At 51.5% G+C, this 24423-nt stretch carries 24 protein-coding genes and 2 pseudogenes; 8 read left to right on the plus strand and 18 right to left on the minus strand.

Translation table 11 applies throughout. The annotated features are described in order from the left end of the window. Positions 1–1380 (minus strand): DKNYY domain-containing protein, encoded by a 1380-nt coding sequence (locus PS053_RS07410; protein WP_223274641.1) that lies wholly within the window; start codon positions 1378–1380, stop codon positions 1–3. Positions 1381–1528: 148 nt separating this feature from the next. Between PS053_RS07410 and PS053_RS07415 the strand changes: the two genes are divergently transcribed. Further along, positions 1529–1699, plus strand: a complete 171-nt coding sequence (locus PS053_RS07415) for a hypothetical protein (protein WP_002461616.1) — start codon at positions 1529–1531, stop codon at positions 1697–1699. A gap of 81 nt (positions 1700–1780) precedes the next feature. Here PS053_RS07415 and cysM read toward each other — a convergent pair whose 3' ends face one another. The 6 genes from cysM to ucpA all read right to left on the minus strand — a co-directional run bounded on the left by cysM (position 1781) and on the right by ucpA (position 7599). Beyond that, positions 1781–2692 (minus strand): cysteine synthase CysM, encoded by a 912-nt coding sequence (cysM, locus tag PS053_RS07420; RefSeq protein ID WP_010340238.1) that lies wholly within the window; start codon positions 2690–2692, stop codon positions 1781–1783. Between the two features lie 133 nt (positions 2693–2825). Continuing rightward, positions 2826–3923: a sulfate/thiosulfate ABC transporter ATP-binding protein CysA gene (gene cysA, locus PS053_RS07425; RefSeq protein ID WP_000021026.1), complete on the minus strand. Its 1098-nt coding sequence runs from the start codon at positions 3921–3923 to the stop codon at positions 2826–2828. Beyond that, positions 3913–4788, minus strand: a complete 876-nt coding sequence (gene cysW / locus PS053_RS07430; RefSeq protein WP_059274002.1) for a sulfate/thiosulfate ABC transporter permease CysW — start codon at positions 4786–4788, stop codon at positions 3913–3915. The genes cysA and cysW overlap by 11 nt, the downstream gene beginning before the upstream one ends. Then, complete coding sequence (gene cysT / locus PS053_RS07435) at positions 4788–5621, minus strand: sulfate/thiosulfate ABC transporter permease CysT (protein WP_000458400.1); 834 nt, start codon at positions 5619–5621, stop codon at positions 4788–4790. The genes cysW and cysT overlap by 1 nt, the downstream gene beginning before the upstream one ends. Then, complete coding sequence (cysP, locus tag PS053_RS07440; RefSeq protein ID WP_256879229.1) at positions 5621–6637, minus strand: thiosulfate/sulfate ABC transporter substrate-binding protein CysP; 1017 nt, start codon at positions 6635–6637, stop codon at positions 5621–5623. Before cysP ends, cysT begins: the two co-directional genes overlap by 1 nt. A 170-nt stretch (positions 6638–6807) precedes the next feature. Then, positions 6808–7599 carry an SDR family oxidoreductase UcpA gene (gene ucpA, locus PS053_RS07445; RefSeq protein WP_000517455.1) on the minus strand — a complete coding sequence of 264 codons (792 nt, stop codon included), beginning with the start codon at positions 7597–7599 and terminating at the stop codon, positions 6808–6810. 289 nt (positions 7600–7888) lie between these two features. Here ucpA and murQ point away from each other — a divergent pair, with 289 nt between their 5' ends. The 3 genes and pseudogenes from murQ to PS053_RS07460 all read left to right on the plus strand — a co-directional run. Next, positions 7889–8785, plus strand: coding sequence for an N-acetylmuramic acid 6-phosphate etherase (gene murQ / locus PS053_RS07450; protein ID WP_256879228.1), 897 nt, complete (start codon positions 7889–7891; stop codon positions 8783–8785). Between the two features lie 3 nt (positions 8786–8788). Beyond that, the gene (gene murP, locus PS053_RS07455) at positions 8789–10213 is read left to right on the plus strand and encodes a PTS N-acetylmuramic acid transporter subunit IIBC (RefSeq protein WP_001040438.1); all 1425 of its coding nucleotides are present in this window, start codon (positions 8789–8791) and stop codon (positions 10211–10213) included. A 2-nt stretch (positions 10214–10215) separates the two neighbouring features. Continuing rightward, a pseudogene (locus tag PS053_RS07460) lies at positions 10216–10582 on the plus strand (serine hydrolase); the annotation flags it as partial. A gap of 207 nt (positions 10583–10789) precedes the next feature. On the opposite strand, the gene yfeX reads toward PS053_RS07460, so the two are convergent. The 4 genes from yfeX to PS053_RS07480 form a co-directional block, all read right to left on the minus strand. Further along, positions 10790–11689: a porphyrinogen peroxidase gene (gene yfeX, locus PS053_RS07465; protein ID WP_000084594.1), complete on the minus strand. Its 900-nt coding sequence runs from the start codon at positions 11687–11689 to the stop codon at positions 10790–10792. A gap of 94 nt (positions 11690–11783) precedes the next feature. Beyond that, positions 11784–12359, minus strand: coding sequence for an RpoE-regulated lipoprotein (locus PS053_RS07470; protein WP_025238614.1), 576 nt, complete (start codon positions 12357–12359; stop codon positions 11784–11786). Positions 12360–12566: 207 nt separating this feature from the next. Further along, positions 12567–13016, minus strand: a complete 450-nt coding sequence (locus PS053_RS07475; RefSeq protein ID WP_010332548.1) for a DUF2919 domain-containing protein — start codon at positions 13014–13016, stop codon at positions 12567–12569. After that, positions 13003–13428: a GNAT family acetyltransferase gene (locus PS053_RS07480; RefSeq protein ID WP_010332550.1), complete on the minus strand. Its 426-nt coding sequence runs from the start codon at positions 13426–13428 to the stop codon at positions 13003–13005. The genes PS053_RS07475 and PS053_RS07480 overlap by 14 nt, the downstream gene beginning before the upstream one ends. A gap of 211 nt (positions 13429–13639) precedes the next feature. Here PS053_RS07480 and amiA point away from each other — a divergent pair, with 211 nt between their 5' ends. The 4 genes and pseudogenes from amiA to PS053_RS07500 all read left to right on the plus strand — a co-directional run bounded on the left by amiA (position 13640) and on the right by PS053_RS07500 (position 17135). Continuing rightward, positions 13640–14509: an N-acetylmuramoyl-L-alanine amidase AmiA gene (amiA, locus tag PS053_RS07485; protein WP_000102912.1), complete on the plus strand. Its 870-nt coding sequence runs from the start codon at positions 13640–13642 to the stop codon at positions 14507–14509. 3 nt (positions 14510–14512) lie between these two features. Next, entirely contained in the window at positions 14513–15412 is a 900-nt protein-coding gene (gene hemF / locus PS053_RS07490) for an oxygen-dependent coproporphyrinogen oxidase (RefSeq protein WP_137648431.1), read from the plus strand. 93 nt (positions 15413–15505) lie between these two features. Next, positions 15506–16767: pseudogene (locus tag PS053_RS07495) on the plus strand (DUF1963 domain-containing protein). Positions 16768–16817: 50 nt separating this feature from the next. Then, positions 16818–17135, plus strand: a complete 318-nt coding sequence (locus PS053_RS07500; protein ID WP_044709100.1) for a hypothetical protein — start codon at positions 16818–16820, stop codon at positions 17133–17135. Positions 17136–17211: 76 nt separating this feature from the next. On the opposite strand, the gene eutR is transcribed toward PS053_RS07500, so the two are convergent. Genes eutR through eutH form a run of 7 tightly spaced genes read right to left on the minus strand, consistent with a single transcriptional unit; the run spans position 17212 to position 24411 of the window. After that, positions 17212–18264: an HTH-type transcriptional regulator EutR gene (gene eutR, locus PS053_RS07505; RefSeq protein WP_054411216.1), complete on the minus strand. Its 1053-nt coding sequence runs from the start codon at positions 18262–18264 to the stop codon at positions 17212–17214. 45 nt (positions 18265–18309) lie between these two features. Further along, a complete protein-coding gene (gene eutK / locus PS053_RS07510) occupies positions 18310–18822 on the minus strand; it encodes an ethanolamine utilization microcompartment protein EutK (RefSeq protein ID WP_059274006.1) in 513 nt (170 codons plus the stop codon). Between the two features lie 12 nt (positions 18823–18834). Further along, a complete protein-coding gene (gene eutL / locus PS053_RS07515) occupies positions 18835–19494 on the minus strand; it encodes an ethanolamine utilization microcompartment protein EutL (RefSeq protein ID WP_001111022.1) in 660 nt (219 codons plus the stop codon). 9 nt (positions 19495–19503) lie between these two features. Next, complete coding sequence (gene eutC, locus PS053_RS07520) at positions 19504–20391, minus strand: ethanolamine ammonia-lyase subunit beta (protein WP_098400948.1); 888 nt, start codon at positions 20389–20391, stop codon at positions 19504–19506. 20 nt (positions 20392–20411) lie between these two features. After that, positions 20412–21773, minus strand: coding sequence for an ethanolamine ammonia-lyase subunit alpha (gene eutB, locus PS053_RS07525; RefSeq protein ID WP_000769982.1), 1362 nt, complete (start codon positions 21771–21773; stop codon positions 20412–20414). An 11-nt stretch (positions 21774–21784) separates the two neighbouring features. Further along, entirely contained in the window at positions 21785–23188 is a 1404-nt protein-coding gene (gene eutA, locus PS053_RS07530) for an ethanolamine ammonia-lyase reactivating factor EutA (RefSeq protein WP_054411210.1), read from the minus strand. After that, complete coding sequence (eutH, locus tag PS053_RS07535) at positions 23185–24411, minus strand: ethanolamine utilization protein EutH (protein ID WP_000512343.1); 1227 nt, start codon at positions 24409–24411, stop codon at positions 23185–23187. The genes eutA and eutH overlap by 4 nt, the downstream gene beginning before the upstream one ends. Between the last annotated feature and the right edge of the window lie 12 nt (positions 24412–24423).

Raw genomic sequence — 24423 nt, forward strand, 5'->3', positions numbered from 1 at the left:
CTATTTTATAACTTCAGCACTCCACCTTCCAAGTTGATATTCATGATGATTATCCGTAAAAATAAAATGGTCTGCCTCATATCTACCGTCAATATTCATATCTCCAGATATATCGCCTGAAAAATTTTTATCTATTTTTAGCTGATAAAGTCCATCTGGAGATTGAGAGTAATTACGTACACTAAAACGTCTATTCGCTATACCCTGATCGCAATTACCATTATTTTCAAACCGAAACATCCCTCGTTCTTCAAGAAAATCATCAGCATTATTGGCCAGAAAACCACTGAATGAGGTCATCATTCCACATTCTAAATTGTATATTTTTTTATCATCAATGATAAGAAATGGTGTTCCCAGTCCATTAACATAACGAATAGCATCATTTGTGCCAAGAGTAATTTTTTTCGGTTCTTCTTTTTCTAATTGAATCCACAACGAATCTTTAGACTTAAGTAGTGTAGACTTATGTTCGGCAAAACACGATATTAAAGGATAACCAGAAACTGGGCATTCTTGTTTAACAATAGAAATACCATGTGCATCTAATTTATCTATTATCTTACTTCGATACAGAAGATACTTTCCATCGGTCGAAAGCTCTTTACCGGGCAATGACCTCAAACTTGCAGAGATATTATCTATTTTTGTAAAGTAAAAATTACCATAATCAAAGGATTGCTCATCATCCTGATCATTATCAGCGTTTTTTAACTCATAGACATCATTACCCGAAACGATTAAAGATGAATTTATCACCTTCACTTTTCCTGTGACAGGGATATTACTTTTTTTAGCATTCACATACAGCCACTTACTGTCCCATGATAATTGTTTTCCCAAAGAGATCTGCTGTGGTTCAGTTGTATCATAGGTCTGAAAAGTTGCAGGATCAGCAACATTGATTTTATCACCTTTATAAAAAACTACTTTTCCATCAGTGATATAATGGCCAGTACCATATAATTTAACAACATTTTTATATATTGAATATTGGCCAATTCCCAACACATGGACCTTATTCACATCCAGAGGAAGTCGGGTATAAGTCAAAATATTATTTTCAACCTCAGGAAGTGGATTCAAATTAAGACTAATAACACCTACACAGGAAGGGTTAGGGCAACCTCTCCTGCCGCCATGAATATTATCATATTCATTACGTTCAGAGACATACCAAACTTTATTATCATATATTGAATATGTACTACCAATTTTTTTACCTTTGTCCGCACAGCTTTTAGTTTCAACGCTCTCGCCATCATGAAACTCTATATTACACCGATGAATCGTTGCCGTGCACGCGGTCAAGGAGTACAAGATAGAAATCACAAATATATAAACATACATAAAACGAATATACGAGATAGAAACATTCACAATATATATACCTTATAATTTAAATAATCATCCCTGATTGATAAGGTTATAGAGATTTTAAAGTCGATAATATGTTCAAAATCATTCAAGTTGCATCAAGGCAGCAAGGGAGTGAACGAGTACAGCCAACGCAGAGGCAGTTTGAAGGATGACGCGTAAAGACAGCAAGGGAGTGAGTTCCCGATCACTTATTGAATTAAATGACCGGGAGAATGAGTACCATCAGGGAAGAAATAAATTAAAAGCAGAAAAGTATAAACGCAAAATACTTGTTTGCGGATTATTTATCACTTTGAATCCAAATGATTTTATCCGTTGACTCAAGCATCATGAGGTTCATAGAGCATAGTGAATAACCATTCAAACAATAATATAAGGAATTAGGCATATACTATCCCCCTTAAATCCCCAGCCCCTGGCTAAAATGCTCTTCCCCGAACACTCCAGTCGAAAGGTAGCGGTCGCCACGATCGCAGATGATCGCTACCACCATCGCGCCTGGATTATTTTTCGCTACACGTAACGCTCCCGCTACCGCGCCGCCGGAACTCACACCGCAGAAAATCCCTTCCCGCACCGCCAGTTCACGCATGGTGTTTTCCGCATCATGCTGATGAATATCCAGCACCTCATCCACCAGTGAAGCATTGAAAATTCCCGGCATATATTCCGCAGGCCAGCGGCGGATCCCCGGAATACTGCTGCCCTCTTCCGGCTGCAGGCCAACAATCGTCACCGCTCTGGATTGCTCGCGCATAAACCGTGACACTCCAGTAATGGTGCCGGTTGTCCCCATACTGGAGACAAAATGGGTGATGCGACCACCAGTTTGCTGCCAGATTTCCGGCCCGGTGGTGGTGTAATGCGCATAAGGGTTATCGGGATTATTGAACTGATCGAGCAGCTTGCCTTCACCGCGATTGGCCATCTCCAGCGCCAGGTCGCGAGCGCCTTCCATGCCCTGCTCTTTGGTCACCAGAATCAGCTCCGCACCGTAGGCACGCATCGCTGCTCGCCGCTCCTGGCTCATGTTGTCCGGCATTAGCAGTTTCATGCGATAGCCTTTTAGCGCGGCGATCATTGCCAACGCAATGCCGGTATTACCGCTAGTCGCTTCGATTAACGCATCGCCCGGCTTAATTTCACCGCGTTTTTCCGCCTCGACAATCATCGATAACGCCGCACGATCTTTCACCGAACCTGCCGGGTTATTGCCTTCCAGTTTTAGCCACACTTCACTGCCGTTATCCGGCCCCATTCGCTGTAATTTCACCAGAGGCGTATTACCAATTGTTTGTTCTAATGTACTCACGTTCTCTGTCCATACGTGGTGTTGCCTGATGCGACACTTACGCGTCTTATCAGGCCTACAGGTTACAAACCTTGCCATTAAAAAACCCGGATCGCGGGATGCGCTTCCGGGCGTTTAAGATTCACTCAACCTATCAGGCGCTTTGTGCGAGAGCAAGTTCTTCATCGCGGGTTTCAATACGCTGAGCACCGTTATACAGCCGTGCATGTTGCAGACCAACGAATAGACGATCGCCGCGCTGCGGGGCGTCGTCACCGTGCATCACGACCGTCAGCGGTTCGTTGTACCACCCCAGCGGCTGCACCACTAATTGGGTGTAGTGGCCTTTCGGACTGGCTTCCAGTACCTGTACCGGCAGCGGCGATTCAAGGCTGGTATGGCGGCTGATATCCACTTCCCACGGACGCAGGAAAAGATCTACCGGCCCCTGATACGCAGGTGTATATCCCAGCGGCCAGCGATGCGCGCCAACGTGGAACTGCCCGCCGCGAATGGTTCCCTGCAAGCGATTCACTTCGCCCATAAACTCCAGCACAAAACGGGTCGCCGGTTCACGCCATACCTGCTCCGGCGCGTCAGCCTGTTCAATATGGCCCTGGCTCATCACCACTACGCGATCGGCAACTTCCATCGCCTCTTCCTGGTCGTGAGTAACGAATACACTGGTGAATTTCAGCTCTTCGTGGAGCTGACGCAGCCATCGACGCAGCTCTTTACGCACCTGCGCATCCAGCGCGCCAAACGGTTCATCAAGCAGCAGAATTTGCGGCTCCACGGCCAGCGCGCGCGCCAGCGCCACTCGTTGTTTCTGCCCACCGGAAAGCTGGGCCGGATAACGATCCGCCAGATGCGCAAGCTGCACCATCTCCAGCAATTTTGTCACTTTCGCTTTGATGGCTGCGGCATTCGGGCGTTCACGCCGCGGCAACACCGTCAGGCCAAAAGCAATGTTGTCGAACACCGTCATATGGCGGAACAGCGCGTAGTGCTGAAACACGAAACCGACTTTACGGTCGCGCGCGTGCAGGCGGCTGACGTCGGTGCCGTGGAAGCGAATATGACCGCTGGTTTGATGCTCCAGCCCGGCAATAATGCGCAGTAGCGTGGTTTTCCCGGAACCAGACGGCCCCAGCAATGCGACCATCTGACCAGAAGGAATATCCAGTGAGATATCGTTCAGCACCTGAGTGCGACCAAACGACTTCTTAATATTGGCAATCTCAATGCTCATGATATTCCTCCTGCTGCGCGCGTTTTTCCTGATTCTCCAGGCGCCACTGCAACATACTCTTTAAAAACAGGGTGATAATCGCCATTAGCGTCAATAGCGCGGCGGCGGTAAAGGAACCGACTGTGTTGTAGTCCTGCTCCAGCAATTCAATCTGTAACGGTAGCGACAGAGTTTCGCCGCGAATCGAGCCGGAAACCACCGACACCGCGCCAAACTCGCCAATCGCGCGGGCGTTGGTCAGCACCACACCATACAGCAGCGCCCAGCGGATGTTCGGCAGCGTGACGCGGCGGAACATCTGCCAGCCAGACGCACCAAGCAAAATCGCCGCTTCGTCTTCCTGGCTGCCCTGACTTAACATCACTGGCACCAGCTCACGCACTACAAACGGGCAGGTGACAAAAATCGTCACCAGCACCATTCCCGGCCAGGAGAACATAATTTGCAGATTATGCTCATCCAGCCAACCACCCAACGGGCCGTTCGAGCCGTAGAACAGCAGATAAACCAGACCAGCAACCACTGGCGACACGGCAAACGGAATGTCCAGCAGCGTCAGCAGCAACTGGCGTCCGGGGAAATTAAATCGCGTCACCAGCCACGCCATCAGGATGCCGAAAACCAGGTTCATCGGCACAGCAATCAGCGCAATCATCACCGTCAGCCAGATGGCGTGCAGCATGTCCGGGTCAGTCAGATTCTGTAAAACTGGCATCAGCCCTTTACTGAATGCCTGCACAAAGATGTAAATCATCGGCACCAGCAGGATGAACGCCGAAACCAGCATCCCGATGCCAATCAGCAACCATTTGCCCCAGTTAATCGGGCGCGCGTCATAACGCTTCAATTGGGTCACTTCCGCCATTAATGACCTACCACACGCCGACCAAAGCGACTTTGCAGAGTGTTAATCGAGAACAGTAATAGTAGCGATGCGGCAAGAATCACCGAAGCAATCGCGCTCGCCGCCGGGTAATCAAACTCCTGTAAGCGAACGAAAATCATCAGCGAGGTCACTTCCGTCTTCCAGGCGATATTCCCGGCGATAAAAATCACCGCGCCAAACTCACCGAGGCTACGCGTAAACGACAGCGCCACGCCCGCCACCAGCGCCGGAGAAAGCTCAGGCAGTACAACCTTGCGGAAGCTTTGCCAGCGCGTCGCGCCCAGCGTTTCTGCCGCTTCTTCGTATTCCGGGCCTAACTCTTCCAGTACCGGCTGCACGGTACGCACCACAAACGGAATGCTGGTAAAGGCCATCGCCACCGCAATCCCAAGCCAGGTATAGGTGACTTTGATATCAAGTTTTGCCAACCATTCGCCGTAAAAACCATTAATCGAAAAAAGCGAGGCCAGCGTCAAACCGGCGACCGCCGTCGGCAGCGCAAAAGGTAAATCCATCAACGCATCAAGCAGCGTGCGACCCGGAAAGCGATAACGGGTTAAAATCCACGCCATCAGTAAGCCAAAAACACCGTTAAAAATCGACGCCACAAATGCCGACAACAATGTCACTTTATAGGCCGCCACCACCTGCGGGTTGGTGATCACCTCCCAGTACTGCGCCCAGCTCATCTGGGCCAATTGCATCACCAGCGCAGAGAGCGGCAGCAGCAAAATCAGGCACACAAACAGCAGACTGGTGCCAAGGCTTAAGGTAAAGCCTGGCAGCACGCGTCTGGAGGAAACGGCAAACATTACTTACGCCCCGCCGCCAGCAACTTATCTAACTCGCCGCCGCTGGAAAAGTGGGTTTTCATCACTTCCGGCCAGGAACCAAATTTATCTTCCACACGGAACAGTTCGGTCTGCGGGAATTTGTCTTTCAGTTTGTCCATGACTTCCGGGTTATTTACGCGGTAGTAGTAGTCGGTGATGATAGTTTGCGCCTGCGGGCTGTAGAGCCAGTTCAGGTAGGCTTTTGCTGCTTTTTCTGTGCCGTTGGCCCGCACGTTTTTATCCACCCACGCCACCGGAAATTCCGCCAGAATGTTGGTTTTCGGAATCACCACTTCAAAGCCCTGCGCTTCATATTGCTTGCGGATGTTGTTCACTTCCGATTCGAAGCTAATCAGCGCATCGCCCAGCCCGCGCTCGGCAAAAGTGGTGGTGGCGCCACGCCCGCCGGTATCGAACACTTCAACATTTTTCAGGAACTGGGTCATAAACTGTTCGGTTTTGGCTTTATCGCCGCCGTCAGCTTTATCCGCTGCGCCCCATGCCGCAAGGTAGGTGTAACGCGCGTTACCCGACGTTTTCGGGTTCGGGAAAATCAACTTCACGTCGGAGCGCACGAGGTCATTCCAGTCATGGATATTCTTCGGGTTGCCCTTACGCACCAGGAAGCCCATGGTGGAATAGAACGGCGAGCTGTTATTCGGCAGGCGCGACTGCCAGTCCGCGGGGATCAGTTTGCCTTTGTCATGCAGGATTTGTACGTCAGTCACCTGGTTATAAGTGACAACATCTGCTTTTAAGCCCTGCAAAATCGCCAGCGCCTGTTTTGATGACCCGGCATGAGATTGTTTAATCGTCAGTTTGTCGCCGCTGTTATCTTTTGCCCACTGCTGTTCGAACGGAGTATTCAGGGCGGCAAACAGCTCGCGAGAAACGTCATAAGAACTGTTCAGCAGTTCCGTTGCCTGTACGTGGCCTGCCAGCAGCAGAGAAGCAGCCAGCGCGAGATATTTCTTTTTCAGCAAGTTAACGGCCATTGCGCACCCTTATAAATTTAATGACTTTCTGATAGCCATCATATTTATAACGGACACGAAAGGAGTAACGGTTTTATATACCGTTTGGTGATTTAGAAGTTAAAAAGGGAATAAGAACCAGGTTTCCGACGAAATCCTCCCCACTCATGCAGGGAGGAAACTGAAGTAAATCAGATACCGACGCTAACGCTTTCTGGCAACGTACTGCCGCCATCGATCACATTCTGAGTACCCGTTAAATAGCTGGATTCATCGGAGGCGAGGAATGCGGCCAGTTCGCCCACTTCCAGCGGATCGGCGAGGCGACGCAGCGGGATTGCTTTCGCCATTTCAGTCAGTACCGATTCTGGATCTTCCGGGTTCGACTGGCGGGCAATACTTTCCGCCATTGGCGTACGAACATAACCCGGACAAATTGCATTAACGCGAATACCGGATTGCGCGTACTCCACCGCCAGCGATTTGGTCAGCCCAACAATCGCCGCTTTCGTTAAGGCATACGCCGTTTCGCCTGGGTCCGCCACCATATCGCCAGTGACCGAAGACATCATCACAATACGACCATCCTTGCGGGCAATCATTTCCGGCAGCACCGCCTTCGTGACGTTCCACACGCCTTTAATATTGATATCAATATGGAAATCGCGATCTTCATCGCTCATATCGAGAAAACTGCCCAGGCGGCAAACACCTGCGTTATTCACCAGAATATCAATGCGCCCTTCTTTTTCCTTCGCGCGCTTGATAGCCGCGGCAACCGATGCCGGGTCGCGTACGTCGGCAATGACGGCTGTGCAACGATGACCGCGTCCTCCCAGTTCATCCGCCAGCCTTTCGATCTCATCGGAGATATCCAGCAAGATTAGGTTCGCGCCATAACGCGCAAAAGTTCTGGCAATCCCTTCGCCAATCCCTTGCGATGCGCCTGTAATCAATGCTGTCTTGCCCGTGAGTTTACCCATTTTAATGCTCTCCTTGTTAATACAGAGCGTTACACTCCATTGCCTCTGAAAATACAGGATAAACAAAATATTGCTGCGTATCAGCTCACTAATTGGGGAAAATCTCAATCTAACCGCCGCTTTATGCATCACTTTACTCACGACATAAGCACACTACTACGCTCAATCATTTTCAGCGACGCCACACTAGTGGTATTCGGACTTAATGATTCCTTTGTGTCCGCCCAATCGGGATATATGATCCCATTTATCTGCAATTATTCGATCGCAAATATTAAGGTCACCACCGATGCAACTTGAAAAGATGATTACCGAAGGCTCGAATAACGCCTCCGCTGAAATTGACCGCGTATCAACGCTGGAAATGTGCCGGATTATCAACGAAGAAGATAAAACCGTACCGCTCGCCGTTGAATGTGTACTGCCGGATATCGCTGCGGCGATCGACGTTATTCACACCCAGGTGAGCGGCGGTGGCCGTTTGATTTATCTCGGCGCAGGAACCTCAGGCCGTCTGGGAATTCTGGATGCCAGCGAGTGCCCCCCCACCTACGGTGTGAAACCGGGCCTGGTAGTTGGTTTGATTGCCGGCGGCGAATATGCCATTCAACATGCCGTAGAAGGCGCGGAAGATAGCCGGGAAGGCGGCGTTAACGCTCTGAAAAATATCGGCTTAACCGCGCAGGACGTAGTGGTTGGTATTGCCGCCAGCGGACGCACGCCGTATGTGATCGCCGGACTGGAGTACGCTCGCCAGCTTGGCTGTCGCACAGTGGGAATTTCCTGTAATCCAGGGAGCGCTGTTTCAACTACCGCAGAGTTTGCCATTACGCCGGTTGTCGGTGCCGAAGTGGTTACCGGCTCTTCGCGGATGAAAGCGGGGACAGCACAGAAACTGGTGCTCAATATGCTCTCCACTGGGTTGATGATTAAATCCGGCAAAGTGTTCGGCAACCTGATGGTCGATGTGGTCGCCACCAATGAAAAATTACATGTGCGCCAGATCAATATCGTCAAAAACGCCACCGGATGTAGCACAGAACAAGCGGAAGCGGCATTGGTTGGCTGCGATCGCCACTGCAAAACAGCCATTGTGATGATATTGAAAAATCTTGATGCCGCTGAAGCTAAAAAACGCCTGGATCAACACGGCGGCTTTATTCGCAAGGCTCTGGAAAAGGAATAACCCATGGCAAAAGAGATCAGCAATGAACTTCTGAACACCATTCTTACCCGGGTCGGTGGCCCGGGAAACATCGCCAGTTGTGGTAACTGTATGACGCGCCTGCGTCTGGGTGTACATGACAGTTCACTGGTTGATCCCAATATCAAAACGCTGGAAGGCGTTAAGGGCGTCATTTTAACCAGCGATCAAGTACAGGTGATATTCGGACCGGGCAAAGCACATCGTGCCGCAAAAGCGATGAGCGAGCTGCTGGGCGAAGCGCCTGTGCAGGACGCCGCAGAAATCGCCGCTCAGAACAAACGCCAGCTAAAAGCCAGACAAACTTCCGGCGTGCAACAATTTCTCGCCAAATTTGCCACCATCTTCACGCCGCTGATCCCCGGTTTTATTGCTGCTGGTCTGCTGCTGGGGATAGCGACGTTAATTGCCACGGTGATGCACGTCCCGGCAGATGCTCAGGGAACGCTGCCCGACGCCCTGAACTTTATGAAGGTGTTCAGTAAAGGCTTGTTCACTTTCCTGGTGATACTGGTAGGTTATAACGCCGCTCAGGCATTTGGCGGCACGGGCGTCAATGGCGCGATTATCGCCGCGCTCTTTTTGCTCGGTTATAATCCTGCCGCCACCACCGGTTACTACGCTGGTTTTCACGATTTCTTCGGCCTGCCCATCGATCCGCGCGGCAATATTATCGGCGTGTTGATTGCTGCGTGGGCCTGTGCCCGCATCGAAGGCATCGTGCGTCGCTTTATGCCGGACGATCTCGACATGCTGCTGACCTCATTAATCACCCTGCTAATCACCGCCACACTGGCGTATCTGGTGATTATGCCGCTGGGGGGTTGGCTGTTTGAAGGCATGTCGTGGTTATTTATGCACCTGAACAGCAATCCGCTTGGTTGTGCGGTATTAGCCGGGCTGTTCCTGATTGCTGTAGTGTTTGGCGTGCATCAGGGGTTTATTCCCGTTTATCTGGCCTTGATGGATAGCCAGGGATTCAACAGCCTGTTCCCCATCCTTTCCATGGCTGGCGCAGGTCAGGTAGGCGCAGCGCTGGCGCTTTACTGGCGAGCGCAGCCGCATAGTGCATTACGCAGTCAGGTACGTGGAGCGATTATTCCCGGTCTGCTGGGCGTTGGCGAACCATTGATTTACGGCGTCACCTTGCCACGGATGAAGCCGTTTGTTACCGCCTGTTTAGGCGGTGCGGCGGGCGGTTTGTTTATCGGGCTGATAGCCTGGTGGGGCCTGCCAATGGGATTAAACAGCGCTTTCGGGCCATCTGGTCTGGTCGCCTTGCCATTGATGACGTCCGCACAAGGCATCCTTCCGGCAATGGCGGTTTATGCTGGCGGAATTCTGGTGGCATGGGTTTGCGGATTTATTTTCACCACGCTCTTTGGCTGTCGCAACGTTAGTCTGGACTGATTATGAAACGGACAATGTTCTATTTTTCTCTGCTGGCTGTCAGTTGTAGCGTCAGCGCCGCAAAATACCCTGTTCTGACAGAAAGTTCGCCAGAGAAAGCAGGGTTCAATGTCGAACGGCTAAACCAGATGGATCGCTGGATTAGCCAGCAAGTGGACGTCGGTTATCCCGGCGGACCCACAATACCCGAATAAAGCCGTCGCGGGCGCGTTATATTCCCAGGATAAAGGCCAGACGCTGGAGATGATTAAACGTACGCCGCTGGAATATCAGCCCGGTAGCAAACATATCTACAGCGATGTCGATTATATGCTGCCTGGATTTATCGTCGAGTCAGTTACTGGCCAGCCGCTTGACCGCTATGTTGAAGTTGAGAGTACTGACAAACGCAAAACTGCCTGATGCGCTACGCTTATCAGGCCTACGTGGAGCCCGCAATATATTGAAGTAGCACGATTTCGTAGGCCGGATAAGGCGTTCACGCCGCATCCGGCGTGTACAACGCGCACCGGGTCAACAATCTGAGGCCAGTCAGTAATGTTACGGCCTGGCCTTTCATCATCGAATCAGAAACGATTACAGCGCCATCAGCTTGTCCAGCGACGGCGCGAAGTAATAGCCGCCAGTAACCGGTTTGGTGAAACGCAACATCGCATCACGCTTACCATCGGTATCGCCAAACATGCTCAGCAGTTGCTGCTCAATGTTATGCAGACGTGCGCAGTAAGCGCAGAAGTACAGACCGTGCGTGCCGCTGGCGGTGCCGTATGGCAAACTCTGACGAACAATCTTCAGCCCTTTGCCATCTTCTTTCAGATCAACGCGGGTCAGGTGAGAGGTTTCTGGACGCTCATCGCCGTCAATCTCTTCGTTATCTTCTTTCGTGCGCCCAATCATCATCTCCTGATCGTGAATGCTCATACGGTTGAGTTGCTTCAGGTTGTGCTCCCAACGCTGCACAAACACGTAGCTGCCGCCTGCATCCACGCCATCTTTAATGACTGCCACTTCGCGACGCGTCTCTTCGCCCGCCGGGTTTTCCGTGCCATCAACAAAGCCGCTCAGATCGCGCTCTTCCACCCAGCGGAAACCGTGGATCTCTTCTTTCACGTCAATGCAGTCGCCGAAAGCTTCCATCGCCGCCTGAGCCACGGAAAAGTTAACATCGTGGCGCAGAGACAAAATGTGAATTAACACATCAAACTGAGTCGTCGGCGCAAGTCCTTTACCGTAACCAGGAAAATCTTTCAGCTCTTCAGCACCTACACCGCCGCTCAGAGCGCGCCAGGTGTTGTTGCCAAAGGCAACCACCGCGCCGAGATGCGCGTCCGGGAATTTTGCTTCAAAGGCTGCCAGTTTCTCGGCAAATGTTTTACTGGCCGCACGCAGGGCATCAACTTCCCCTTTAACGTTGGCTTCGATCCAAATCGCCGCGCGGCAATGTTCTGGCAAAATGCCACTCTGAACCTGAGACATTGTTCCTCCTGAAATAAGAATGCCACGCAATCCGTGGCATTGTTGGGCGCTATTTTACGTGTTTTTTAGCGGCGGCGGTTTGTTCAGACGCAAATTAACGCCGCCAGATAATTTTACTGACCTTCCAGTTTTTCAGCGTATCGTCAGAAGGCATTAACCCTTCAGGACCGCTCCACTCGCCGCTGAACTGGTAGCTAATATGTTGGCTGCCTTCGGCTTTACATTCGACAGCACGATTATCGTCACCCTCAGCTTTTTGGCAATGACCAAATGCTTTGCTGTAAACGTCGCTAAACGGTGTACCGATTTTAACACCGGTGTCAGCAGGAATATTGTTATCCAACACATCAATGCGATTAATTGTCCCCTGGTCGCCGTTAATGACCATCGCCACGCTGTCGCCTTTCATCACTTCAAAAAAGCGCACGACATTCCCATTAGCGGTTTTCATACCACTGCGCAGACGATAATCGCTATCAAGCGCATCAGCAATGGCTTGCTCTTTCAATGGGGTAGACGCCGTTAACTCACCCACGCCCTTCTCGCTTACTTTAGTGGACGAACCAAACCAGTTCCACGGGTTAGCAGCAGACCAGTTAACTGACGATATCGTGGAACAGCCAGTCAGCATCAACGGCATAGCGCATAACAATAAACGCAGCGATTTCATGTCACTTCCTTTGGTTATTCAATAACGTTGCTTGGAGTGCGAATTTGCAAAAAAGTGCCGTTAGAGGTTGATGACAAACTCAAAATTGCCTGATGCGCTACGCTTATCGGCGTCTATTCTTCCCTGCAATATATTGAATTTGAAAAACTTTGCAGGCCGGACACGGCGTTCGCGCCGCATCTGGCATAAACAAAGCGCACCTCTGCGTTATTCTTTTTCTTCAACAAAACAAGCGCGTAAACGTCGATTGGTCAACAACCAGATTAACGCCACAAAATCCGCCACCACCAGCGCCAGACCAATACCGCTAACAGATTCACCGTTCAGCCACAACCACGGTTGCCAGCAAAGCAAAACCATCTGCGCCAACAGCAACAAAAAATAAAGCGCATGCCAGGAACGAGGAAATTTAGCGCGTCGGCCACTCAGCAAAAACGCCAGCACCGCCGGAACGCCGGGAATCAATCCCAACCAGAAATTATCATGATCGGGATAAAACAGATTCAGTAGCACAGTGCCCTGCTCACGCGACGCGCCAGCAATCACAAACAACACCCAGGTTCGCGCCTGAAGCAGCAGCACGCACCAGAAGAGGAAAGGTAAACGCAAGCGTCCGTGCACATCGTAATGGGCAGGATGAAACTCAGTACTCTTCATCTTCAATCAAACGCTTGCCCATACTCAGCACATCGGCGTGTTCATATCCCAGACGCTCGTACATCCCGAGCACCATGTCATTATCTTCCGGCACGTTGATTTGAATCTTCGGACAGCCACGGGCAATGAGCTTCTTCTCCAACCGATTCAGTAACGCATTGGCAATTCCGCGCCCGCGAAATTCTGGATGTACACCAAGATAATAAGCAGAACCGCGATGCCCATCATAACCGCCCATCACTGTGCCAACTACTTCGCCGTTGACTTCCGCCACCAGGAACAAACTGACGTCATGGTGCATCTTGCGCTCGATGTCCATCTCAGGATCGTTCCACGGACGCAACAAATCGCAACGTTCCCAAAGGGTGATCACCTCTTCGAAATCAGTCTGGCGAAATACGCGTATCTCCATGGTATAGGTTACCTTTTTGGGCTTAAAACGGTGATTATGGCGTGAACAGTCGAATTAGCCAATATCTGACGAAAAACGGCGAGAAAAATGACATAATGAGTAATTGTCATCTATTGAAATGAAAAGTAAACAATTCTCAACAGCAAATGGTCGTAACGGATTACGCGATACGATATAACATCTGGAACTTTATTATTACAACTCAGGCCGTATGAGCACTTTTAAACCACTAAAAACACTCACTTCGCGCCGCCAGGTGCTGAAAGCCGGATTGGCTGCCCTGACGTTGTCAGGAATGTCGCAAGCCATCGCCAAAGAAGAACCGTTAAAAACCAGTAATGGGCACAGTAAGCCGAAAGCCAAAAAAACCGGAGGCAAGCGGATAGTCGTTCTCGATCCGGGTCACGGAGGAATTGATACCGGGGCGATTGGCCGCAACGGTTCAAAAGAAAAACACGTAGTGTTGGCAATAGCTAAAAATGTTCGTTCCATATTGCGCAATCATGGAATTGACGCGCGTTTAACGCGTTCTGGCGATACGTTTATCCCACTGTACGATCGCGTTGAAATCGCCCATAAGCACGGCGCAGATCTGTTTATGTCAATCCACGCCGACGGGTTTACTAACCCGAAAGCGGCGGGTGCTTCAGTCTTTGCTCTCTCTAACCGCGGCGCAAGTAGTGCGATGGCAAAATATTTGTCGGAACGCGAAAACCGCGCGGATGAAGTCGCCGGCAAAAAAGCGACTGACAGGGACCATCTATTGCAGCAAGTGCTGTTTGATCTGGTGCAAACCGATACTATTAAAAACAGCCTGACGCTTGGCTCGCATATTCTGAAAAAAATTAAACCGGTGCATAAGTTACATAGCCGCAACACTGAGCAGGCGGCGTTTGTGGTGTTGAAATCACCATCGGTTCCTTCGGTACTGGTAGAAACGTCGTTTATCACCAACCCGGAAGAAGAACGGTTGCTGGGTACGGCGGCGTTTCGTCAGAAAATCGCCAATGCTATTGCCGAAGGCGTAATCAGTTATTTCCATTGGTTTGACAATCAGAAAGCACATTCGAAAAAGCGATAAGTTATGAAACCCGACACACACCAGGTTAAACAGTTCTTGCTCAATCTTCAGGATTCGATTTGCCAGCAACTCGCCGCCGTCGATGGCGCAGAGTTTGTTGAAGATAGCTGGCAACGCGAAGCTGGCGGCGGTGGGCGCAGTCGGGTGTTGCGTAACGGCGGTGTTTTCGAACAGGCAGGCGTCAACTTTTCGCATGTTCACGGCGACGCGATGCCTGCTTCCGCTACGGCACATCGCCCGGAGCTTGCCGGACGAAGTTTTGAAGCGATGGGCGTTTCGCTGGTGGTGCATCCACACAATCCATATGTTCCCACCAGCCACGCGAATGTGCGCTTTTTTATTGCCGAAAAACCGGGAGCCGATCCCGTCTGGTGGTTTGGCGGCGGTTTCGATTTAACGCCTTACTACGGCTTTGAAGAAGATGCCATTCACTGGCATCGCACTGCCCGTGATCTGTGTCAGCCGTTCGGCGAAAATGTTTATCCACGTTACAAAAAGTGGTGCGACGATTACTTCTACCTCAAACATCGCAACGAACAGCGCGGCATTGGCGGTCTGTTCTTTGATGACCTGAACACGCCAGACTTCGACCACTGCTTCGCCTTTATGCAGGCGGTAGGTAAAAGCTACACCGACGCTTATTTACCGATTGTTGAACGCCGTAAAGCAATGACATACAGCGAGCGCGAGCGCAATTTCCAGCTTTACCGTCGCGGTCGCTATGTCGAGTTCAACCTGGTATGGGATCGCGGCACATTATTTGGCTTACAAACAGGCGGTCGCACCGAATCTATCCTGATGTCAATGCCACCACTGGTACGCTGGGAATACGATTATCAGCCGGAAGAAGGCAGTCCAGAAGCAGCGCTGAGCGAGTTTATTAAGATCAGAGATTGGGTGTAATGTATTAGACTCCTGACAGTTGACTATTTATTACGAGCACTCAGGAGACACGAATTTATTATAAAGGATTTAATTAATGCATGGAGCGCCCCAATGACCGACCGTATTCCCTGTAAAAACCCCACTTGCACATCGACCATTCTGCCACAAACCGCCGTGCGCACCGGTGGATATTGTATGCCCTGCGTTCAGGCACAAAAAAAGCGTGAACACGATGAATATATTAGAAATAACAAAAAAATCGTAAATGCGTTTGCAGGGTTAAACGATCCGGTTGCCATGCTGAAATTAGTCCACCAACCACGAAAATTCGATGCGTTGATCGACTGGACTCCCTGCCCTGTTCCCACCGATTTGTTGTATCAACAATTGTCTCCCGATCAAGCGCAGCAGATGGCTAATTACGCCACAGAACGGTTTGTATCTGGAGAATATCAGCACGCTCAGGAGATTTGTCTCTGTCTTGCAGCATTTACTCAGGCAAATCTGGATGCGTATTTAAGAGAATGGATCTCTTATAATGATTTGGATAGTTATTCTTGCTTACCTTTTCATCGCGCCCCTGCGGATGTTCGCGATGCGCTTTTAAAGCAGGTTGAGATTGATGCAGACAACAGAAATTTTATTCTGCAATGTCTGGCATGGATTGGTGATGATATCGTTATCGAGCATTTTTCCCAGTGGCGCAAGAATCCACCGCCGTGGCGCAGTTCACTTTACATTGCGCCAGAAGAATATGCGCATGTTGCAGGTTGGGAATTAACCGCTGAAGGGCAAAGGCGTAATCTCTATTTATCTCAATGTTTTCACCTGGAGAAGAAAAGCACCGGGTCTTCCGAAGTTTTCCTTGTTGCTGGTGAACGCGGCGACACCTGTCCAAATTGCGCATTACCTCTAACGAATCTTTTCGATATTGAACCAAAAGCCATTGGCCTTAATGGTAACGCCAGGTTTCGCGTCGTGACTTGTGAATGTTGCACCGCTTATAACACTATTTTCGGCTATACGGATTCACAGGGAAACGCTTATTTATCTGCCCAAAATGTTCCGCCCTCCTGGCTGCCGGATGATGTGTCCGACTGGCGGCGACTCCCCATTAATAACATGCAAGCAGGAAACCCCAGGTCACCGTTATTCGCCGCAGACCCATTTTTACCTGTTTCTTTCTCCCAAATTGGCGGCCATCCCACCTGGATTCAGGATGCAGAATATCCTCACTGCCCGGAATGTTCCCGCACAATGATGTTTCTCGCGCAGCTCGATTATGCTGATATTGAACAATATGGCGAAGGAATGCTTTATGCGTTTATCTGCCTGGAGTGCCGGACAACGGCGAGTCCTACCAACAATCGTAGGAATGATTTATCACCAGCTTACTCACGGGCTACAAGGGAGAGCGCCACAAATGTCAGAGACATTACGTAGCAAAAGCAAATGGCATTCCCATCTGGATATGAGTTTTTTGGGCTGTGTGCTGGCATTTATACTGGAAGTTTATTTTGAAGATAAAATATTTATTCCCCACGGTGGTGGGGCCAATTTGGGGATAATTGTATTAATCGTCATTAATATGATAACTATCCCGGCGGTGATTACAGTAACAACACTATTTTGCTATTTATTTAAAATCTCGCAAAAGTACATAAATCGTATCCTGATATTTCTGTTGGCATGTATTTTGACAATTATCGGTTTGTTTATCGCATATCCAGTTGGGCAATAAAATACATAACGACTCAATGCAATTTGCAACAATATTACTGGCCGGATCAAACGCTATCTTAATCCGGCCCACAATCTCACCCCAACTCCCGCATCCGCTGATGCAGCGTCAGCGACGGTTTCTCGGCAAACAGTTGCTGGTAGTCCGTGGCAAATTGTCCAAGATGCCAGAATCCCCACTGCATGGCGGCGTCTTTTACGGTCATACTTTTCGACCACGGGCTAATTAATTCTCTACGCACGGCGTTCAGGCGAATGCGTTTTAACCACGCGTTTGGGCCAATGCCTAAAATAGCGTGAAAGGCGTTTTGTAACGTGCGGCGGCTGACATGTAATTGATTGCATAAATCCAGCACCGTCACCGGTTCGGACATATTTTCCAGCACATATTCCCGCGCGTGGGTCAGCAAACGGCGATAGCTCTGATGGCTAATGCTCTCTGCCGTCATCATTGGTTGCGCTTCTTCCAGCATCACTCCCATTGCCAGCAACAAATTATCGCCAAGCACTTTGCGCACCGCTGATTGATGCAAATTCTCTGGATTCTCGCAAAATGTCGCCAGCGCCTGTTGTACAAAGCCCCACAGCGCCGCTTTATGCTGTTCTTTCACTTCCAGTGCCGACTGGTTTCTCAGCATATGCAGCACCCGATCCGGGTGATGCAAAAAATTAGCATGACGGGAGATCACATCTTCCGAAATAACCACGCCAAGAATGGTGTAATCGTCCGGCGTACTTAATTCAAACTCGGTGCCGCCAGGGCGCGTGGCTATTTCCGCATTCCCCAGGCATTGCGAACCGATAAATCCCTGCTCACCACGCGTCGCCGGAATACCAAACCAGAACGAGTTCGGCCAGACCAGACACGACTGACGCAGCGCCAGACCGGTGTATTCACGGAAAACCTGGATATCATCAAGCAGAATTTCCGTAAATTCACCATGAAACTTGCCGGGATGCAGCTGATCATAAATCTGCTGCCAGGCGGTAATTGTTAAAGCATGCTCATAGACATCCGTTGTCTGTCGTTGATGAACATTATCCACTTCAACCTTTGGCGTAAGCTTCAGGTTCTCGGGTAAGGGTTCATGATAAAGATGGTGTAAATTCGCTGTACGGGTCTTTTTCATGATGTTAATGCCGGGCGTTGCATAACGCCCGGCACCTCCGACAGGTTAATTAGGCTTGAGACGATAACGACTACTGCGTTTACGTAACGTCCCGGCAGAAAAGAGCTGCTCGAGCGCATTTCTGGCTTTTTCCAGCGGCCAACCAAAGTGGGCGGCGACTTCTCCTGCCGTCATTCCCTGACGTACTGATGTTAGCAACGCCAACAGCTCGTCAGCAGATTCCGCGACGATAGCTGGCGTCGCTGGTTCCTTTATCGGATCTTTCGCAGGTTGTTTCGGCTGGCGATTAAAACTACCAATTAGCCACTGGGTATCATCATCAGGCCGACCAATTTCCTTACGGCTGATGACGCGTCCGGTACGCATCGCGGCGGCATAACCCGCATCCAGCGCCGCACGGCACGCCGCCAGATCGCCCTCTACCACCAGCGTCAACCGACCGGGGTCAAGCACTTCATGACTCAGCAAACGCACGTCGGCGGATTTCAGCATGGCATCCGCCGCATCGATTGCAGCCACCATGCCATCCACTTCCAGCAATCCCAGTGCATTGATCATCGGCAACCTCCGTTACGCACGCTGGATTGGATTACGCGCGATTTCCAGTACAGCATCGGTAAAGGCGTTGCAGGCAGCCTTACACGCCGCCTGACTACCGGTTAAAAATGCCGCCGAGTAGTTGGTTTCTGACGGCGGCGGTACATAGGTCACCAGTTGCACATCGGCAGATTTCAACGCTGCATCAATGCCGTAGGTCGCTTCCAGCGGCGGCGCCACCAGATACGCCATCGGATCGCCAAGCGTAATCCCGGCGGTTGATGAGAGATAAGACCCCGTGCGTGAAACCACATGTGCGAGGAATGCCGTATCTTGCGCATCGTTGGCCCACTGGAACGCCGCGCCATTTTCAATATGCGCAACCATCGCATCCAGACCGGCGCGGACTTCCGCCGGGTTTGGCCCACCCAGCATAATCAGCACTTCACCAGCGGTTGGTGACGGCCCGTGCGCCGCTCCTGCATACAACGAGCGGCCATAAACCACTTCCACCATCGCCTGTTTCGTTGCTTCGTCAGCCGCAATGTAGGTTACGTCATCAGAATCGGCAGAAATGAGCCCCAGACTACGAATATGCGGCGGTAATTTCAGCTCACGCGCAAATTCCGGGTTAATAGAGGCAATCACCCGCATGGCGGTAACAGACGGTCGAATCAAATCTAAAGCTGGCATGATGCCTCCTTAACGGGTCATATTGATGCCGGATGCTTTCTGCTCCAGCATTCGTTTCGCTAAATCCACAATCACGGCTGCGGCTTCAACCGGCGGCGTACCGCCCTGGTGAATGTTAGAGATACAAGTGCGGTCAGCCTCAACGGTGGTCGCCATACGCGGCGAGTAAACGGCGTAGCAGGAGAGACTTTCCGACTGCCCTAACCCCGGGCGTTCACCTACCAACAGAATCACCACTTTCGCCCCGAGAAGCTCACCGATCTGATCTTCAATTTTTACGCGCCCATAACGCACAAAGAACGGTGTACCAACTTTCAAACCAGCCTGTTGCAGGCCCGCCATCAGCGGCGGCAGGATCTCTTCGTAGTTAACGGTGATCGCGTCAGTAGACAAACCATCAGAGATAACAACCTGTACATCTGGGTTGGCGACACACTGCGTTTTCAAAGCCTCAATAGCTTCCGCGCACAGGCGACGGCCCATATCCGGGCGGGTCAGGTAGAGATTTTTGTCACTAATTTCAGAGCGGACTTCCAGCAAGCCCTGTGCTTTCACCCACTCAGCGGGAACTTCTTTCAGGACGGTGTCTTTCGAACGAGAATGATCCGCCAGAAAACGCAACAGCGCCTGGGTACGCGGACGCGGTCCGGCACGACCGGTGCACACACGAGCCACAGTACTGCGGCGCAGTTCGGTCAATACGTCCGCGCGATGCGGATTTTCGACGCCAATCCACGCTTTCGCTTCAACGGAACCTAAATCCAGCGCACAACTTTCAGAAGTCACTGGCGCAGTACACGTTGTGGCGGCGGATTTTGCCTCTGACGGCACGGCATCTGCTTGTCCCATTGACGCCATCACGCTGCGTACAATTTCTTCAATCTGTTTTTGATCCATGATGTGTTATCTCCGCGTCATCAGAAGAACAGTGACGGATCACCCGCCCGTTTGGTCAGGCGACCGTTTGCCATAATGCCCATGCTTTCCAGCCAGCGTTCAAATTCCGGTGACGGGCGCAAGTTGAGTAACTGACGCACAGTGGCGGTGTCGTGGAACGCCGTGGTCTGGTAGTTGAGCATGATGTCGTCGCCCAGAGGCATCCCCATGATGTAGTTACAGCCTGCGGTGGCGAGCAGGATCATCAGGTTTTCGTTGAGGTTCTGATCAGCGTCAGCGTGGTTGGTATAGCAGCAGTCGCAGCCCATCGAGATGCCGCTCAGCTTGCCCATAAAGTGATCTTCTAAGCCCGCACGGATAATCTGGCGGTCGTTGTAGAGATACTCCGGCCCAATAAAGCCGACCACGGTGTTGACGATAAACGGATCGTAATGACGTGCCAGCCCGTAGTTACGCGCTTCCATCGTCACCTGGTCAGCGCCGAAGTTAGCGCCAGCGGAGAGTGCAGAACCCTGCCCGGTTTCAAAGTAGAGGCAGTTTTCCCCGGCGATACGGTTGAACTCGGCGCCCACTGCGCGTGCTTCGTCAAGCATCGCCAGCTCTACGCCGAACTCTTTCAGCCCTTTTTCGCTGCCACAGATACTCTGGAAAATCAGCCCACCCGGCGCGCCGCGACGAATTGCTTCAATTTGCGTCGTAACATGCGCCAACACACAGCCCTGGGTCGGAATGTTGAATTTGTCGATCACGCCATACACTGTGTCCAGTACGCGGCTTAAGTTTTCCACGTCGTCAGTCACCGGGTTAACGCCGATCACCGCATCACCTACCCCGAAAGAAAGCCCTTCGTAGATTTGCGCAGCGATGCTTTGCACATCGTCACGGGTGTCGTTTGGCTGCAAACGGGCGCTAAAGGTGCCCGGAATACCGATGGTGGTATTAGCCTTTTTGATAACCGGCATTTTCTTCGCGCCGTAGATCAGATCGGCGTTAGAGCAAATCTTCGCTACCGCCGCCACCACTTCCGAAGTCAGTCCTTTACGGGTAAAGGCAATGTCATCAACACTGGTTTCATCGCTCAACACATATTCGCGCAGCTCGCTGATACTCCAGTTTTTAATCTGGTTATAGGCTGTTTCGTTAACGTCGTCCTGAATCAGCCGCGTCACGCAGTCCTCTTCATAGGCAATCACCGGGTTATTACGGATATCCGCCACCGTCATTTCCGACAACACTTGTTTTGCCGCCACCCGCTCCTGTGAGCTTGCCGCTGCAACGCCCGCCAGCACATCCCCCGAACGCAGTTCGTTGGCTTTAGCCAGCACCTCTTTTACATCCTTAAACTGATATACATTGCCGAACAATGTGGTCTTTAGTTTCATAAGTCGTTCCCTCAGGAAGGAAATGCGAGTGATTTCACCGTCACCGGCACAACCGATCCGCCAAAAAGAGGCGTACCAATGTCGATATAGTCCCCCGCGCGAACAATCACTTCGTCAATGACTGCCAACGGGAGTTGTTGTAACTGTGGGCGCAATAACATGCCCAGAGCTTTACCAAAGTCCTGCCCGGCCACCACCAGCAGGGGATGCGGATTCGGAAAACGCGCCACGAAATCGACCAGCGCGTTGATGACCGTCAGTACCGCGGCGTAACGCACAGGCAGCGAGGCGGGAAGCGCCAGCACGTACGCGTCAGTTTTAGGATCCAGATCGAGCTGAATTAACGCCTGTTGCCAGGCATTCACCAGATCCGTTTCATCAATCGGGATCGCCACTGGCAAATTGCGCAGCGGCAGTTGTACTCCCTCCAGCCAGATAGTGCTGCCAGAGAGCGAAAGGGTATGTGCGCCCGCACCAATCACCGTAGCGCGCACGGTTTGCGCCGGAAACTGCACGTTCATCTCACGCAGGCGCGGATGGTCATGCAGCGCCGTTGCCAGTAGCGGGCCAATATCGGCAAAACAGAACGGATCGGCGGGCTGATGGCGATAACATTCACCCACACCGCCGGAAAGGGTAATAATGTCAGGCGTAACGCCTGCGGGCAGCAGACCAGTTTGCATCAATGCCTGCGCGAGAGGCGAAAGCGTTCCCTCAATCACTTCAACAATCAGTTCCGCCATCCGCCGGGTAACCTGCACCAATTGCGCGCCGATTAGCGAACGGGCGTCGGTGCCTGGTCCGAAGCACTCGTCCACAATCATCTGCCCCGGTTTATGGGCGTACACCACGCGTCCCTGACTGTCGGTTTCCAGCAGGCGACCGCCGACATTGAGGCAGGCAGTGCCGCTGATTTTTCCGGCATCGAATAAGGCATAGTTCGCGGTGCCACCGCCGACGTCGATATTCAGTACCCGACATAACCGTTGTTCAGAAAGGGTTTGCGCCCCAGCGCCGTGACCCGCAATCACGGATTCGAGATGCGGTCCCGCGCTGGCAACCACAAAATCGCCCAGCGATTGAGAGAGCGTCATCACCGCCGGGCGGGCGTTGCGGGTTTTCGCACTTTCGCCGGTGATGATGATGGCGCCGGAATCAACGCTTTCCGGCGCGATACCCGCGGCCTGATATTGCTCGAGGATTAAGGTTTTTAGTTCCGCTTCTTTTAAACCGCCCTGTTTATCGACAGGGGTAAAGAACACCGGGCTTTGCCAGCTAATTTCGCGTTTGATGAATTCGTAGCGCGGCACCTGCGACACCGCCGCACGATTAACCAGCTCCAGGCGAGAGAAGATCACCTGAGTAGTGGTGGTGCCGATATCGATACCAACGCTCAGTAGCTGGCGAGTGTTCACGATTGCGCCTCCACTTCGGTTTTCACCTGTGCGGCATCATCTTTAGGCACCAGCATCATCGCCACGCCAATCGCCGTGACGCCGCCAATCAACTTGCCGACAATCATCGGGAAGATCATGGCGTTCATGTTGGCGGCGGCGAAACCTAAGTGGTCACCCAGGGCGAACGCCGCGGAGACAGCGAAGGCGCAGTTGATAACTTTGCCGCGGGTATCCATCTGCTTCATCATGCCGAACATCGGGATATTATTGGCCAACGTCGCCACCATGCCCGCCGCCGCAATATTATTCACATTCAGTAACTTACCGACGTTCATCAGCGGTTTTTCAAACCAGCGGGTCAGCAGCAGCACCATCGGGTACGCCCCCAACAGCACGCAGGAGATAGAGCCGATAACTTCAATGGCGCGCATCACTTCGCCGGGTTTATCGCCAGGGGCCATGAAGATCGGATCCAGACCGGGGATCAATTCCCAGCCAAGCAGGAATTTGACCACGGCGGCAGCAAGACCAATCGTTATCAGCGCCACGAGAAATTTGGCGAAGATCTGGAAGCCGTTGATCATTTTTTCCGGGATGAATTTCAGCCCCAGCGCCACCAGAACGGCAACGATGATCACCGGGATCATATTCATCAGGATCAGGGCGAAAGTAAATTCCACCGGTTGACCGTTGATCTGTACGCCGGAATACATGGCGATCAAACCGCCGGCAATACAGCCAATCGGAATAGTGACTATCCCGGCCAGCACTCCGAGCGCCAGATAACGACGATCGGAAGGTTCGATAATGCCGAGCGCCACGGGGATGGAAAACACAATTGTTGGTCCCATCATCGAGCCCAGAATCAAACCAGAGTATAGCCACGCCGCCACATCGCCGCCCGCCAGCTCTTTGGCGAGGAAGAAACCGCCCATATCACACGCCAGCAGCGTTCCGGCAAACATAGAAGGGTTTGCGCCGAGCATTTCGTAAACCGGAATGATCACCGGACCCAGCACATGCGCCAGTACCGGCGCCAGCGCGGTCATACCGACCATCGCCAGGCCCAGCGCGCCCATTGCCATAAAGCCTTCTTCAAACTGACCGCCCGCTCCTTCAATACTTTTACCGAACTTACCGAGGAAACGAGCCGAACCGCCAAACTGCGACAGGATCCTGTCTACGGCAGCTATCAACATAAAGAACATCATGATGTACATGATGATTTCGTTAATTCCCATCGCCTTTACTCC

The organism is Escherichia albertii (genome assembly GCF_028622335.1).
Lineage (GTDB): Bacteria > Pseudomonadota > Gammaproteobacteria > Enterobacterales > Enterobacteriaceae > Escherichia > Escherichia albertii.

Bases quoted from the DNA above. Each gene is read 5' to 3' on its own strand.
- cysT (WP_000458400.1), bottom strand. From the start codon at position 5,621: ATGTTTGCCGTTTCCTCCAGACGCGTGCTGCCAGGCTTTACCTTAAGC.
- eutC (WP_098400948.1), bottom strand. From the start codon at position 20,391: ATGGATCAAAAACAGATTGAAGAAATTGTACGCAGCGTGATGGCGTCA.
- PS053_RS07480 (WP_010332550.1), bottom strand. From the start codon at position 13,428: ATGGAGATACGCGTATTTCGCCAGACTGATTTCGAAGAGGTGATCACC.
- cysP (WP_256879229.1), bottom strand. From the start codon at position 6,637: ATGGCCGTTAACTTGCTGAAAAAGAAATATCTCGCGCTGGCTGCTTCT.
- eutK (WP_059274006.1), bottom strand. From the start codon at position 18,822: ATGATCAATGCACTGGGATTGCTGGAAGTGGATGGCATGGTGGCTGCA.
- eutR (WP_054411216.1), bottom strand. From the start codon at position 18,264: ATGAAAAAGACCCGTACAGCGAATTTACACCATCTTTATCATGAACCC.
- eutH (WP_000512343.1), bottom strand. From the start codon at position 24,411: ATGGGAATTAACGAAATCATCATGTACATCATGATGTTCTTTATGTTG.
- PS053_RS07470 (WP_025238614.1), bottom strand. From the start codon at position 12,359: ATGAAATCGCTGCGTTTATTGTTATGCGCTATGCCGTTGATGCTGACT.
- ucpA (WP_000517455.1), bottom strand. From the start codon at position 7,599: ATGGGTAAACTCACGGGCAAGACAGCATTGATTACAGGCGCATCGCAA.
- murQ (WP_256879228.1), top strand. From the start codon at position 7,889: ATGCAACTTGAAAAGATGATTACCGAAGGCTCGAATAACGCCTCCGCT.
- eutL (WP_001111022.1), bottom strand. From the start codon at position 19,494: ATGCCAGCTTTAGATTTGATTCGACCGTCTGTTACCGCCATGCGGGTG.
- cysW (WP_059274002.1), bottom strand. From the start codon at position 4,788: ATGGCGGAAGTGACCCAATTGAAGCGTTATGACGCGCGCCCGATTAAC.
- yfeX (WP_000084594.1), bottom strand. From the start codon at position 11,689: ATGTCTCAGGTTCAGAGTGGCATTTTGCCAGAACATTGCCGCGCGGCG.
- cysA (WP_000021026.1), bottom strand. From the start codon at position 3,923: ATGAGCATTGAGATTGCCAATATTAAGAAGTCGTTTGGTCGCACTCAG.
- eutB (WP_000769982.1), bottom strand. From the start codon at position 21,773: ATGAAACTAAAGACCACATTGTTCGGCAATGTATATCAGTTTAAGGAT.
- amiA (WP_000102912.1), top strand. From the start codon at position 13,640: ATGAGCACTTTTAAACCACTAAAAACACTCACTTCGCGCCGCCAGGTG.
- murP (WP_001040438.1), top strand. From the start codon at position 8,789: ATGGCAAAAGAGATCAGCAATGAACTTCTGAACACCATTCTTACCCGG.
- PS053_RS07500 (WP_044709100.1), top strand. From the start codon at position 16,818: ATGTCAGAGACATTACGTAGCAAAAGCAAATGGCATTCCCATCTGGAT.
- PS053_RS07415 (WP_002461616.1), top strand. From the start codon at position 1,529: ATGACGCGTAAAGACAGCAAGGGAGTGAGTTCCCGATCACTTATTGAA.
- PS053_RS07475 (WP_010332548.1), bottom strand. From the start codon at position 13,016: ATGAAGAGTACTGAGTTTCATCCTGCCCATTACGATGTGCACGGACGC.
- hemF (WP_137648431.1), top strand. From the start codon at position 14,513: ATGAAACCCGACACACACCAGGTTAAACAGTTCTTGCTCAATCTTCAG.